Origin of the sequence: Paraburkholderia sp. SG-MS1, assembly GCF_012275575.1 — a bacterium.
In the GTDB taxonomy this organism is placed as follows: Bacteria; Pseudomonadota; Gammaproteobacteria; order Burkholderiales; family Burkholderiaceae; genus Paraburkholderia.
Map to the genome: position 1 here is coordinate 13,235 of NZ_NPIH01000136.1, position 13,220 is coordinate 26,454.

Below are 13,220 nucleotides of genomic sequence, written 5' to 3' on the forward strand. Positions count from 1 at the left end.
GAGCGGCGTGACCCGTGCGCAGGGAAAGGCTGAAGTGGCGCGCGCGCTGCTGGCGAAGTGAACCAGAATCCGTACGCGCCGATGTCGGCCGGCAGCGTGAGCGCCACGCTCGGCAACGGTGGCCACAGCGTGCCGAAGCAAAGGCCGAGTTGGCTGAAGCACGCGCGAGCGGTCTGCTGAATCTGAATCCGAATGCGCCGGTCTACATGCAGCAAGCCGCACGACAGCTATACCGCACCGCGCGCGCAAGTGACGAGCGACCTCGTCGCTGCGTCGCATCGGCCGGTGAACGCACAGAACGGAGCGCTGTTGCGGCCTGCCGCTGTCCCGCGCATGGGTCGAGTTCATCGTGTTCGTCAGACACAAGAAGCGAGCGCCATGCGCTTCGACGGCGTACACTGAATCAGTCCGGCCGGTACGTTTGAGACGCGCTCAATACCGAATGCCCGCAGTCGCTCCGACTCGCGGGCATTTCTGTCTGTACGGCGTCGTACAATTTTGCGTAGCGGTTGCGAAAGGGCAGGTGCGTTCGACAGCGAGCGGTGAGCGGCGCGCGATCTTTGCATCCTGTCTTCCTCTCTATCGGATGAACGAGGCAGTGCGCGGCGAAGCCGGCCGCGTCAAGGGACATGGACCAAATCGAATGTGTAGTGATCGGCGCGGGCGTGATCGGTCTTGCCGTGGCGCGCGCGCTGGCAGCGCGCGGGTGCGAGGTAATCGTGCTGGAAGCGGCCGAGGCGATCGGGGTGGGCACCAGTTCGCGCAATAGCGAAGTGATTCATGCGGGCATCTACTATCCGCGCGGTTCGCTGAAAGCGGCGCTCTGCGTGCGCGGCCGCGAGATGCTCTACGACTATTGCGCCGAGCGCAACGTCCCGCATTCGCGCTGCGGCAAGTTGCTGGTCGCCACTTCGCGCAACCAGATTCCTCAGCTCGAAAGCATCATGGCGAAGGGGCGCGACAACGGCGTGCTCGATCTGTTGCGGATCAGCGGCGATCAGGCGCAAGCCCTCGAGCCGGCGCTCGAATGTGTCGAGGCGGTGTTCTCTCCGCAGACGGGTATCGTCGATAGTCATCAGTTGATGCTGGCGCTGCAGGGCGATGCCGAACGCGACGGCGCGGTGTGCGCGTTTCATGCGCCGGTGACCGCGATCGAGGCTAACAATGGGCGCTTCGTCATCACCGTCGGCGGCGACGCGCCGACCACGATCAGCGCCGGCTGTGTGATCAACAGCGCCGGCCTGCATGCGAATGCGCTGGCGCGCAAGATCCGCGGACTCGACGCGCGGCACGTGCCGCCGCTCTATCTGGCGCGCGGCAACTACTTCAGTATCTCGGGGCGCGCGCCGTTCAGCCGGCTCATTTATCCGATGCCGAACGAGGCCGGGCTGGGCGTGCATCTGACCATCGACCTCGGCGGCCAGGCGCGCTTCGGTCCCGACGTCGAATGGGTCGATACAATCAATTACGACGTCGATCCACGTCGCGCGGAATCGTTCTACGCGGCGATTCGCGCGTACTGGCCCGCGCTTCCCGACAATGCCTTGCAACCCGCGTACGCGGGTATTCGTCCGAAGCTCTCGGGCCCAGGCGAACCTGCTGCCGACTTCGTGATTCAGGGGCCCGCCGCCCACGGCGTGCGTGGACTCGTCAATCTGTTCGGCATCGAGTCGCCGGGATTAACGGCGTCGCTCGCGATTGCGCAGCGCGTGTGCGAGTTGAGCGGGCGCGCCTGAGCGGCTCGCGCTCACGCGATGTCGCGGCGCGCGGGCGTGGGTTTGCCCAAGCCATCTTTGTTCCTTGCCGCATCGCCTCGCCCGGTCATCGAGCGAGGCGTAGTAGCAATTCGGTTATCTCTATCATTTGGGCCATCACGCGCGACGGCTTCATTGCTATGCTTGGGGACCGCTGTCACTAGAACGGCGATCAGTTCATAAAACGGAGTAAGTCCCCATGAAATCTTCCCGTCGTACGTTTTTGATCACCAGCCTCGGTGTGGCCTCCACCTTCGCTTTGTCGCGCCAGGCTTTGGCGGATGCACCGAAGGTCGCCGAAACCGACCCGACCGCCCAGGCGCTCGGCTATAAAGAAGACGCGAGCAAAGTCGATAAGGCGAAGTTCGCCAAATATGCCGCGGGCCAGGACTGTGGCAACTGCAGTTTCTTCCAGGGCAAGGCCACCGATGCCTACGCCGGGTGCCCGATGTTCGCGGGCAAGCAGGTCGCGAGCAAGGGTTGGTGCAGCGCATACAACAAGAAAGCGTAGGCACGCCGGAACGTGGCACTGGGTCGGTGTCACGCAAGATGCGCCGCAACATCGCGGCGCTCGATCGCAGCCCGCTTGTCGAGGCGTCTTCCGTCATTGCGGCAGCCGCCTTTTTGCCGCTTGAAAACAGCGTGTGCGCTCTTGACACGCCAAGGCCATCACACCAAAGCAAGCGCGGTTTTTGCTCTCGCGCCTTGACGCGTCCTCACGCGCGACGGCGTTCGCCACGATCTAAGTCCAGCACTTTTCGCAGGCTGGAGATTCGCATGGCACGCGCGTCCAGAAGCCTCAATATACGTGCAGTCGTCGCAGCGGTCATGCGCTCGAATGGCAGGACTCAACCGTGTTCGAATTCCTCACGGTGAGCAACGCGACCTTCGGCGTCGCTTTCGCAATGCGGCCATCGGCGGCGTCGTGCTGGGACTTTACGCGGATCGCGCGGGACGCAGGGCGGCGTTGTCGCTCGTGATCGGGCTGATGATGCCCGGCATTCTGCTGCTCTCGATTGCGCCGCCATATTCGGCGATCAGCATCGGCGCGCTACTTTCTCTAACTCCGCGCCTTCATCAGCGGCGGTCGCTTGTCGAACCACGGCCTGGCTGCTTCGAGCTGTGCCGCGAGCCGCAACAGAGTTGCTTCGCCGCCAGTGCGCGCAGCGAATTGCACGCCCACCGGCAAGCCGCGCGCATTCCAGTAAAGCGGCACCGACATCGCCGGCTGGCCGCTCAGGTTGAACACCTCCGTGCACCCCGCCCACGCGAAGGCCTTGTTCGACGCTTCCTGCAGCAGCCGTTTCAGCAGCGCTTCGAGCGGCATCGCAGTGACGGCGCGCATCTGTATCCGTTCGGCGGGAGTCGGCTGCATTTCACCGATCTTGATCGGCGGCGCGGCAAGCGTCGCGCACAGGATCGCGTCGTAACGGTGCAGCAGATCGGTGAGGCGCTCGGTGATGCGGCGCTGTTCTTCGAGCGCGCCGGGCAAACCGCGCTCACCGAGCTTGCGGCCGACATGGGCCATTGCCCACGTCGAGATTTCGAACTCCGCGCGAAGCGGCTTGTGGCCGCTGATGCGCTCGGCGTTCAGCACGAGGTCTTCCGCCGTCACGGACCACAGCATGAGAAATGCATGACGGACCGTCGCGAAATCGATGCCGAGCGAAACCGGCTCGATGTTATGGCCGAGCGAGTGGGCCAGTTGCGCGGCGTCTTCGAGTGCGGCGCGCGAATCGGCGGACAGCGTCGGCGCCAGCATCGGGTCGGTGACGTAAGCGATGTTCAGCGGCTTGCACGGCTCGCGGCTTGCGCCCAGAAAGGTGCCCGGCGCGCCGAGCGGCCGGTCCGCGTTGCCCCCCAGCAGGTCGAGCAGCAACGCGCTGTCGCGCACGCTGCGCGAAATCCCGAGATCGATGCCGAGTTCGCCCGCGCCCGCAGGGGCTGCGCGCGGCACGCGTCCGCGCGAAGGCTTCAAGCCGAACAGTCCGCAGCACGAAGCCGGAATGCGGATCGAGCCACCACCGTCCGATGCATGCGCGAGCGGCACGATGCCGGCGGCAACCGCTGCTGCTGCGCCGCCGCTCGAACCGCCCGGCGTATGGTCGAGATTCCACGGATTGCGGCACGCGCCGAATAGTTCGGGCTCCGTATAAGGCATCTGGCCGAGTTCGGAGGTGCTGGTCTTGGCGAAGATGTTGAGGCCGGCCGCTTTCGCGAGCGCGACCACCGGTGCATCCTGCTCCGGAATGAAGTGCCGGTAATGGCGGCTGCCCATCGCCATGCGCAGTCCAGCGACCGGCGCGCCCAGGTCCTTGATCAGAAAGGGCACGCCGGCCAGTGCGATCTGCGCGTTCGTGCTCTCTGGAGCCTGCGCGCCGTTGGTTCTGTTCGCGTCGTCGCGTGACGCGCGTTGGCGGGCTGCATCGTAGTCTTTCAGGACGATCGCATTGATCGCGGGATTGACGGCTTCGGTGCGCGAAATCGCGATGTCGATCAATTCGCGCGCGCTGAGCTGGCGATTGCGCACCAGTTCGGCGAGGCCGATGGCGTCATGGGCGAGATAGTCTGATTGCACGGCGGATGGGTCCTCGCGATCGAGTATGAATTCTGCCGGTTGCCTATGTATGGGATGAATCCGTTTTGCTGGGCTTGCCGTTGCCCTGGTTGATCGTCACACATGAAAAAGACGGCGTGTCGCCGACACGCCGTCTTTCGGAGAGTACCCGAGTTCGAGTGACTCGCGAGCGTTTGTCACGCGGATTCGACAGCGCGCATCACGTGCGCGAATCCAATGCGCGATTCGGAATCGCGCGGTGCCGACATCAGTACAGACGCTCACCGAGGAACGTCAGCGTGCGGCCATGCGCCAACGCCGACGCGCGCTGGTTATACGACGCGCGCTCGGAACAGTTGAAGCCATGATCGGCGTTCGGATAAATGTAGAACTCGACGTCGCTGCGGCCGGCGAAGCGTTCCTGAATCTGGCCGACATCCGACAGCGGAATATGCGCGTCGAGTTCTCCGTAGTGGAACTGCATCGGCACCCTGATGTTCGGCACCTGGTCGAGCTGGTTCTGGATGCCGCCGCCGTAGTAGGCGACTGCGCCGTCAACCGAGCCTTGCGCCGCGGCGAGATACGCGAGGCGGCCGCCGAAGCAGTAGCCAATTGCCGCAACGTTGCCGGTGACTTCCGGCATCGCCCGCAATGCCGCTGCGGCTGCGCCGATGTCGGTCACGGCCTGGTCGAGGTTAGTCTTCTGCATCAGTTCGATGCCCTTCTCGCGGTCCGCGCCGTCATATGTCAATTCGACGCGCGGTTGCACGCGCCAGAACACGTCCGGCGCGAGCGCCACGTAGCCGTCCTGCGCGTACTGATCCGCGACCGAGCGGATATGGCCGTTCACGCCGAAGATTTCCTGAATGATGATGACGGCCGGACCTTTGCCGCCTTTAGGCAGCGCAAGGTAGCCGCCGAAACTGTCGTTGCCGGCGGGGATGTCGATCCATCGGGAAGTCGTGCTCATGCTGTTCTCCATTGGCCCGCGCGAGATTGCACGAGGCCCGTCTTAACGAAAATGCCAGAGGCCCGAATGCCTGAAGCGGCAGTTAGTGTGCCATCAAAAGAACGGCCTTGCAGCACGGCTTGGCGCGGGTTGACGAGCCGCGCCGCGCGGCGCTGTTCTCGAAAGGCGAATGAAACATTCTTGATAATTCATTTTTCCGTCGTGCTTCGCATCGGTAGAGTCGGCGTATCGGCTCGCCCGTCGCGAGCGTATTGCCGGAAAAGGAATAGATCATGAGTGAAGGCAGTTTGGTGAGCTCGTTTGCGCAGCGTTTTGAAATGCGGGTGCCGGTGGTGCAGGCGCCGATGGCCGGCGGCGCGACCACGCCGGCGATGGTGGCGGCCGTGTCCAACGCGGGCGGCCTCGGCTTTCTCGCGGGCGCGGCGTTGTCGCCCGAGAAGATCGCGAGCGAAGTCGCGGCGATTCGCGCGCTGACCGATCGTCCGTTCGGCGCAAATCTGTTCGTGCTTGAACCCGCCGCGCCCGACGATGCCACCGTGCGGCGCGCGCTCGCAGTGATCGATCCGTTGCGCGCCGATCTCGGCTTGCCGCCGGGCCAGCCGCTCGAACGCTACGCGCCGGACTTCCGCGCGCAACTGGACATGCTGATCGAATTGCGCGTGCCGGTGGCGAGTTTCACCTTCGGCCTGCTTTCCGCCGACGACGTCACACGACTGCATGCGAATGACCTCTATGTAATAGGCACTGCGACGCACGTTGCCGAAGGCGTGGCCTGGCGCGATGCCGGCGCGGACGCGATCGCCGCGCAAGGCGCGGAGGCCGGCGCGCATCGCGGCACCTTCATCGGCGCATTCGAGGATGCGCTGATCGGTACCATGGCGCTCGTGCCGCAACTCGTCGACGCGACCGCACTGCCGGTGCTGGCCGCGGGCGGCATCATGGACGGACGCGGCATCGTTGCCGCCCTCGCGCTCGGCGCGCAAGCCGCGATGATGGGCACCGCGTTCCTCACCTGTCACGAAAGCGCGATACCGCAGGCATGGAAAACCCGCGTACGCACGATGTCCGATACGTCGACGTCGGTCACGCGTGCGATCACCGGACGCCATGCGCGCGGCATACGCAATCCGTTGATGCAACGCTTGAGCGAAACGATCGAGAGGATCGCGCCGTATCCCGTGCAAAACGCTTTGACGCAGGAACTGCGTCAAAGCGCGGGCAGCGCGCAAAACGCCGATTATCTTTCGCTCTGGTCGGGCCAGGGTGCACCCTTGGTCAGGGCTCGCCGTGAAGACCTTGGCGCCGCCGAATTGGTAACACAACTCGAGCAGGAATGGCGTGCCGCGACGGCACGGATCGCCGCATTCAAATAATGATTTGGCTACAGTGCCGGTGCGCTTCGCAATCGATTGCGAAGCGCTTAATTTTTAAGCACAAAAGCGGTTCGAATCACTAACGGTTTTAGCCGCGGAAAGTGTCCAACCGCACCTTTTAGAATAAAGCCTCACCTGGCGGAAACCCGCACGGGTCGGCGCTCTCCAGCTAGTCAAGCCAGCCCGCACGGGCTTCTGTGGGATAAACGCTATTAGTGTTCATCCCACTTTCTCAAAAAAGCCCCACAAATTAATTTGATCACCTACACTTGCGCGCAAGTACGGTTTGCCGCCTGCCACAAACAGTCCGGCAAACGTGCTGGCCAAGTGCATGAACGATGCAACCGGCGTGATCGTCCACGGGACTGAGCGACACGTGTTGGGGAAGCGGGGGCACAGGGCGATTACGTTGTTTTTGGGACCGAAACTGGAGACTTACATGAACATCAAGATTCAAAAGCTGTTGCCGATCAGCGCTGCGGCGATGCTGTTCGCGACGTTGGCAACATCGGCTGCAGCCGACACGGTCGTCAAGATCGGTCACGTTGCGCCGTTGACCGGCGGTATCGCTCACCTGGGTAAAGACAACGAAAACGGCGCGCGCCTGGCAGTTGAGGAAATCAACGCCAAGGGCCTGACGATCGGTGGCCAGAAAATCACACTGCAACTCGATCCGCAAGACGATGCGGCCGACCCGCGCACGGCAACTCAAGTCGCACAGAAACTGGTCGACGATAAGGTCGTCGCAGTGGTCGGTCACTTGAACTCGGGCACGTCGATTCCTGCGTCGAAGATCTATAGCGATGCGGGCATCGTGCAGATTTCGCCGTCGGCCACCAACCCGGCCTACACACAACAAGGCTTCAAGACGACGTACCGCGTCGTCGCGACCGATGCGCAGCAAGGTCCGGCACTGGCCAACTACGCAGCGAAGGGTTTGAAGGTGAAGAGCGTCGCGATCGTCGACGACTCGACCGCTTACGGCCAGGGTCTCGCGAACGAATTCGAAAAGACCGCCAAGTCGCTCGGCCTGAACGTGATGTCGCATGACGCGACGAACGACAAGGCCGTCGACTTCCGCGCGATTCTGACGAAGATCAAGGGCGAAAACCCGGATGCGATCATGTACGGCGGCATGGACGCCACCGGCGGGCCGTTCGCGAAGCAAGCCAAGCAGCTCGGCCTGCGCGCGAAGGTGCTGGCAGGTGACGGCGTCTGTACCGACAAGCTGTCGGATCTGGCTGGCGACGCAACCGACAACATCGTCTGCTCGGAAGCCGGTATGGCGCTCGAAAAGATGGCTGGCGGACCGGCGTTCCTCGCCAAATATCAGAAGCGTTTCGGTCAGCCGATCCAGATCTACGCTCCGTTCACGTATGACGCGGTGTACATCATCGTCGACGCGATGAAGCGTGCGAACTCGACCGATCCGGCGAAGATCCTCGCAGCGATGCCGACCACCGACTACAAGGGTGTGATCGGTGAAACCACGTTCGACTCGAAGGGCGACCTTCAACACGGCGTGATCTCGCTGTACAACTACAAGTCGGGCAAGAAGACGTTGCTTGACGTCGTGAAGATGTAAATCCGCGCGACTGAGGACGGCTTATTGGCTGTCTTCGGTCAACTGGTTAAAAGGCACGCAGGCCGTCAGGCTTCGCGTGCCTTTTTTCTGGGGCGTTGGCATAAGAGACTCACGTTTGCGCACACCGTATGAGGAAAAGCCGTGACCACGGTGGCTACCGTGAGCGGTTTCGCACTGGCCGACGCCACGCGCGAAATCGACGCAGTGCTCGCGAGTCGTTATGTCCATGGGACCGCACGCTTGCGCAATCGTTTGCGCAAGCGCGAGTGGATGTGGTCGGTGTATGGTGCGCTCGACACCATGCACGCGGCAAGCGGCGTGATCGAGCGGCGCGAGCGTTTATCGAACGATAAATTCTTCGAGCGGCGCTGCTTTCAGAACCGGCCGGTCGTCATCACCGGCGCATTCTATTTTTGGCCCGCGTGCGGCCAGTGCGCCGGTATGTTCCCCGACACGTCGGCTGCCCAAGGCTGCATTGCACACTCGACCTGTCTCGTCGTGAGTCGAATATGACGGATGACGGTGTTTCGAAGCGAATGCCTGAACGCCGAAATGGGTGAGCGCATCGCCACCGACGAACGTGACGTGAGCCGCTTCGGCGTCAGACCTTCAGGCGCCGCAGCACCTTCGGACCGGCAACCGCGATCGCCGCGGAACACAGGGCGACGACCGCCAAGCCGATCGTCAGATTGGTCAGTTGCGTCACCGCGCCGATGATCACCGGCCCGAGCAGCAACCCGAAGTACGCGAGCCCCGCGACGTGCGCGAGCCCTTCGGCCGCGTGCACGCCCTTCACGTTTGCCGCCGCCGCGAACAGCACCGGCATCATGTTCGCGAGGCCAAGGCCGATCAGCGCGAAGCCGATGAGCGCCGCGATCGAATTCGGCAGCAGCAGCGCGTCGACCATGCCGGCGCAGGCGAGCGTCGCACTCAACATCACCAGTTGCGGCGCGCCGAAGCGGGCGCGCACCGCGTCGCCGGCAAATCGTGCTGCCGCCATGCCGCCCGAGAAAGCCGCGTACGCCGCGCTCGCGAGCGCGGGCGTAGCCAGCACGACGTCGCGCATATAGACGGTGGCCCAGTCGTACATCGCGCCTTCTGCGATGAGCGCGACCAGCGCAATCGCGCCGAGCGCCCACAGCGCCGGCGAGCGCCAGCGGCTCGCGCGCGGCGTGGCAGAGTCCGGGTGCTCGGCGTGCGGCACGTGCGGCAACACGGACGGACAGGCGCTCACGAGGACCAGCGCGCTGACCGCGGCGGCCAGCGCCAGATGCAGCGCCGGCGCCATGCCGCGCGACAGCAACGCGCCACCCACAGCCGCGCCGAACATCCCGCCGACACTGAACATGCCGTGCAGCGCCGACATGATCGGCTTGCCGAGCGCTTTCTCGACGGCACTGGCTTCGGCGTTCATCGCGACGTCGAGGGTCGCCATGCCCGCGCCGAAGATGGCCAGCACGGCCAGCAGCATCCAGTAAGCCGGTACGACCAGGATCAGCGCGGCGCATACCGCCATCACGAGGCCGCCGGCGAGGCAGGCGCGGCGCGTGCCGACCCGCGCGATCCACGAAGCATTCGCGGCCATCGCGCCGATCGAACCCCCGGCTACGCCCAGCAGCGCGAACGAGAGCAGTGCCGCGTTCAGATGGAAGCGGTCGCGCACCGTGGGCACATGCACCCCCCACGACGCGTACATCATGCCGGCGATGAAGAACACCGCCATCGTGGCGTAGCGGGCCCGTTGCCGGGCGGTGTCGGACAGGTCGCGGTGAGCGGCGGGGAGTGCGGCGAATTCGGCGGATTGGTGGTCGGGCACTGAGGTCTCGTGGAAGGCTGCCGCGTGCCGAAAAGCACGCGCGGGAAAGCGCGTTGAAAGCGGATTTCCGATTCTATCGAAGCGGGCTGTCTTATGCTTGGAAGGCAGGCGTCCGATACTCGCGATTATTCGGCGTCAACGTGACTGGCCGTGCGCGCGGTTCGTCCCCCTCGTTGCTTGGGTCCGTCCCGGCGATTCGCCATCCATCCACCCTCCACCGAGGTATGCGCTCTTGAACATCCCCGCTCATGCTCCGCTGCATCTGCTGCACACGGCCTCTGTTGGCACGCTCGCCACGCACGCGCGCCAGCCGCAAGGGTTTCCGTATCCGTCGGTGCTGCCGTTCGCTCCCGACGCGCGTCACCGTCCGACGATTCTGGTGAGCCGGCTCGCCGAGCATACTCACAACCTGCACGCCGACCCGCGCGCCGGGTTTCTGGTCATCGACGCCCCGGACGGCGACGTGCTGAGCGCACAGCGCGTGACGCTGCTTGGCACCTTCGAACCCGTCGATTCGACCCCGGAAGTCGTGCAGCGCTATTTGCGCTATCACCCGGATGCGGAGCGCTATCTCGTCCTTGGGGATTTCACCTTCTGGACGATGAAGCTCGAACGGCTGCGCTACATCGGCGGCTTCGGTGCGATGGGATGGCTGAGCGCCGCCGAACTCGACTCGCTGCCGCCACTCGGCTTCGATGAGGAGAATGCGCTCATCGAGGAATTCAACCAGGCTTATGGTGGCGTTGGAGCGTTTGAACTGCTCGGCGTCGACCGATACGGCGCGGATCTGAAACTCGCTGGCGCGCGCAAGCGCCTTGCCTTCGACGACGCCAGACTAAATCCCCAAACCTTGCATGCGGCGCTTGAGGCTTGCATTCAACGCCAAACAAACTAGTTGAGTGTATTTTTGGGAAACATTCATGCGTCATCGAGCGGTCCGACGTCTCAAAAAAATGCACTTCGGATGCTCATATCAAAGTTCTCATCGCATGAAATGTTGGCGCTGGAATCGCGATCTAAAATTTCATATTTTGATAAATAATCGCGTAAATACGATGGACGATTGCCGTTTCAGTGACGTCTGAAATCGTCTGTTAGAAGAAAGTGTAGGGAAACAGTGTTGCGCGGAAACTTTTTGAAACGAATTTGGATTAATTTTGCATGCCCGCTTTTGTGAGCTTTCTATTTTGTGTTAATCTCGCCAACAAATTCCGAGGCATGAACACTTTCAAAGGGCTAGCCGGCTTAAGACCGGCAGTCATTTATCCAAACTACAAGGGAACCTATGTCTTCCTACAAAGAACTACTCGCACAGCGCGAGAAGCTTGAAAAGCAGATCGAAGAAGCGAAGTCGCGTGAATACGCAGAAGTATTGAATGAGATCAAGCAGAAAATGGCCGACTACGGCATCTCGCTGACCGAACTCGGCGGTGGCCGCGCAGCGAAGGGCGCTAAAGCCGCTCGTCCGCGCGCGGGCGTCGCGCCGAAGTATCGCGACCCGGACAGCGGCAGCACGTGGTCCGGTCGTGGCAAGCCGCCGCGCTGGATCGCAGGTCTGGACCGTGAGAAATTCCTGATCCAGAAGTAATACCTTGGCGGACGAAGTACTGCCTGCGTCCTGCCGGTAATACGAACAGATTCAGACAGTTGCGCTTAGTGCGCGTTGATCTGGCCAAAGAAAGCCGCGTACCGTTCAGGGCGCGGTTTTTTGTTTTGCGCGGCGTATTTGTGTGGTTTTTGTCGCATGCACTTCGGACGTTGAACGCGAATGCTTTTCGTTTAGATAAGCATATGATTTAAAAGGAAATTTTGCGATTTTCACCGTGCGCTTCGAAGTACCGCGGGTAGAATAGGGGGAGCGTACGTTTTTTACCCATTCCACGATGCCTTCCGCCGCCACCGCCCAATCCACCGAGAAACATAGCGTTGCGCGCAAAAGCACGTTTGTGAGTATCGCGCTCAATGCGGTGTTGATGACACTGCAAATCGTCGTCGGGATGTTTGCGCATTCTCAGGCTCTCGTTGCCGATGGTGTCCATTCCCTCGCCGATCTCATTTCCGATTTTGTCGTGCTGTTTGCCAATCGGCACAGTGGCGCGAAGCCCGATGCCGATCACAATTACGGACATAGCCGTTATGAAACGGTGGCTTCATTATTTTTGGGCGCGTCATTGATAGCGGTGGGCGTCGGCATGTTATGGCGCGCCGGCACGCGTCTCGCCGATTTGCAAAGCATTCCCGCCGTGCACGCAAGCGCGCTTGCGGTGGCGGTGCTGGTACTGATTTCCAAAGAGAGCCTGTTTCGCTACATGCTGCGCGAAGCGCAGCGCGTGCGCTCGGCCATGTTGATCGCAAACGCATGGCATGCGCGCTCGGACGCGGCGTCGTCGCTGGTGGTCGCGCTCGGCATTGTTGGTAGCCTTGCCGGTGTGCGTTTGCTCGATCCGATCGCGGCGGCGATCGTCGGCTTCATGGTGGCGCGCATGGGCTGGATGTTCGGCTGGGACGCGCTTCAGGATCTGTCCGACCGGGCGCTCGACGAAGCCGCGTCCGCCGACGTCCGCGCGCTTCTGCTCGCGACGCCCGGCGTGCGCGAAGTGCACGAAATGCGCACACGCAAGATGGGCGACTTCGCGCTCGTCGATGCACACATCCTGGTCGATCCGCTGATCTCCGTCTCCGAGGGACATTACATTGCCGAATCGGCGCGCCTGCGCGTGCTCAGCGACAACCGGGTACTCGACGCACTGATCCACGTCGACCCGGAGAACGATGCGGTGACGCATCCGCCTGTCGATCTGCCGGCGCGGGAGCGGGTGATCGCGGAGGTCAACGCGGCGTTGGCAGTGGGCGGTATGCACGCCGCCGCAGTCAATATTCACTACCTGAGCACGGGGCTCGACGTGGAGGTGGTGCTGCCGGCGGCGCCGTCGCGCACTGCGGACGGTAGAAGCGGCGCGTCGACGCTCGGCCAGATCGACCTGGGAGAACTCAAGCGTCGTTTGGGCGCCCGTACGCTGGAGGTGTTCCAGGAGTTGGAAGTGCTCCCGGCAAAAACCGGCGGCGCGGCAGCCAATCATGTCTAAGCGGCGGAGTCACACCGCACCGTCTGGTTACCGGACCGACGAGCGTCGATAAAACAGCCGCCGCCCACGCGACTGGCAG

At 62.8% G+C, this 13,220-nt stretch carries 10 protein-coding genes and 2 pseudogenes; 9 read left to right on the forward strand and 3 right to left on the reverse strand.

Annotation, left to right across the window (positions count from 1 at the left end):
• Positions 1-623 precede the first annotated feature (623 nt).
• The 3 genes and pseudogenes from CIC12_RS10495 to CIC12_RS33035 form a co-directional block, all read left to right on the forward strand.
• Positions 624-1,736 (forward strand): annotated as a pseudogene (locus CIC12_RS10495) (NAD(P)/FAD-dependent oxidoreductase); the annotation flags it as partial.
• Positions 1,737-1,953: 217 nt separating this feature from the next.
• A complete protein-coding gene (locus CIC12_RS10500) occupies positions 1,954-2,265 on the forward strand; it encodes a high-potential iron-sulfur protein (protein ID WP_168664056.1) in 312 nt (103 codons plus the stop codon).
• 313 nt (positions 2,266-2,578) lie between these two features.
• Positions 2,579-2,835: pseudogene (locus CIC12_RS33035) on the forward strand (MFS transporter); the annotation flags it as partial.
• On the opposite strand, the gene CIC12_RS10510 reads toward CIC12_RS33035, so the two are convergent.
• The gene (locus tag CIC12_RS10510; RefSeq protein ID WP_168664057.1) at positions 2,815-4,332 is read right to left on the reverse strand and encodes an amidase family protein; all 1,518 of its coding nucleotides are present in this window, start codon (positions 4,330-4,332) and stop codon (positions 2,815-2,817) included. The pseudogene CIC12_RS33035 and the gene CIC12_RS10510 sit on opposite strands and share 21 nt — an antisense overlap.
• Positions 4,333-4,579: 247 nt before the next feature.
• Positions 4,580-5,281, reverse strand: coding sequence for a dienelactone hydrolase family protein (locus CIC12_RS10515; RefSeq protein ID WP_168664058.1), 702 nt, complete (start codon positions 5,279-5,281; stop codon positions 4,580-4,582).
• Positions 5,282-5,553: 272 nt separating this feature from the next.
• Here CIC12_RS10515 and CIC12_RS10520 point away from each other — a divergent pair, with 272 nt between their 5' ends.
• The 3 genes from CIC12_RS10520 (at position 5,554) to CIC12_RS10530 (ending at position 8,752) form a co-directional block, all read left to right on the forward strand.
• The gene (locus CIC12_RS10520) at positions 5,554-6,654 is read left to right on the forward strand and encodes an NAD(P)H-dependent flavin oxidoreductase (protein WP_168664059.1); all 1,101 of its coding nucleotides are present in this window, start codon (positions 5,554-5,556) and stop codon (positions 6,652-6,654) included.
• Between the two features lie 439 nt (positions 6,655-7,093).
• The gene (locus CIC12_RS10525; protein ID WP_168664060.1) at positions 7,094-8,239 is read left to right on the forward strand and encodes a branched-chain amino acid ABC transporter substrate-binding protein; all 1,146 of its coding nucleotides are present in this window, start codon (positions 7,094-7,096) and stop codon (positions 8,237-8,239) included.
• A gap of 141 nt (positions 8,240-8,380) precedes the next feature.
• Positions 8,381-8,752 carry a hypothetical protein gene (locus CIC12_RS10530; RefSeq protein WP_238812509.1) on the forward strand — a complete coding sequence of 124 codons (372 nt, stop codon included), beginning with the start codon at positions 8,381-8,383 and terminating at the stop codon, positions 8,750-8,752.
• 88 nt (positions 8,753-8,840) lie between these two features.
• Here the strand turns inward: CIC12_RS10530 and CIC12_RS10535 are convergent, their stop codons facing one another.
• Positions 8,841-10,055 carry an MFS transporter gene (locus tag CIC12_RS10535; RefSeq protein WP_168664061.1) on the reverse strand — a complete coding sequence of 405 codons (1,215 nt, stop codon included), beginning with the start codon at positions 10,053-10,055 and terminating at the stop codon, positions 8,841-8,843.
• Between the two features lie 232 nt (positions 10,056-10,287).
• Here CIC12_RS10535 and CIC12_RS10540 point away from each other — a divergent pair, with 232 nt between their 5' ends.
• The 3 genes from CIC12_RS10540 (at position 10,288) to CIC12_RS10550 (ending at position 13,141) form a co-directional block, all read left to right on the forward strand.
• Entirely contained in the window at positions 10,288-10,950 is a 663-nt protein-coding gene (locus tag CIC12_RS10540; protein WP_168664062.1) for a HugZ family pyridoxamine 5'-phosphate oxidase, read from the forward strand.
• A 390-nt stretch (positions 10,951-11,340) separates the two neighbouring features.
• The gene (locus tag CIC12_RS10545; protein WP_007179626.1) at positions 11,341-11,643 is read left to right on the forward strand and encodes an H-NS histone family protein; all 303 of its coding nucleotides are present in this window, start codon (positions 11,341-11,343) and stop codon (positions 11,641-11,643) included.
• 295 nt (positions 11,644-11,938) lie between these two features.
• Positions 11,939-13,141, forward strand: coding sequence for a cation diffusion facilitator family transporter (locus CIC12_RS10550; protein WP_168664063.1), 1,203 nt, complete (start codon positions 11,939-11,941; stop codon positions 13,139-13,141).
• The last annotated feature ends 79 nt before the right edge of the window (positions 13,142-13,220 follow it).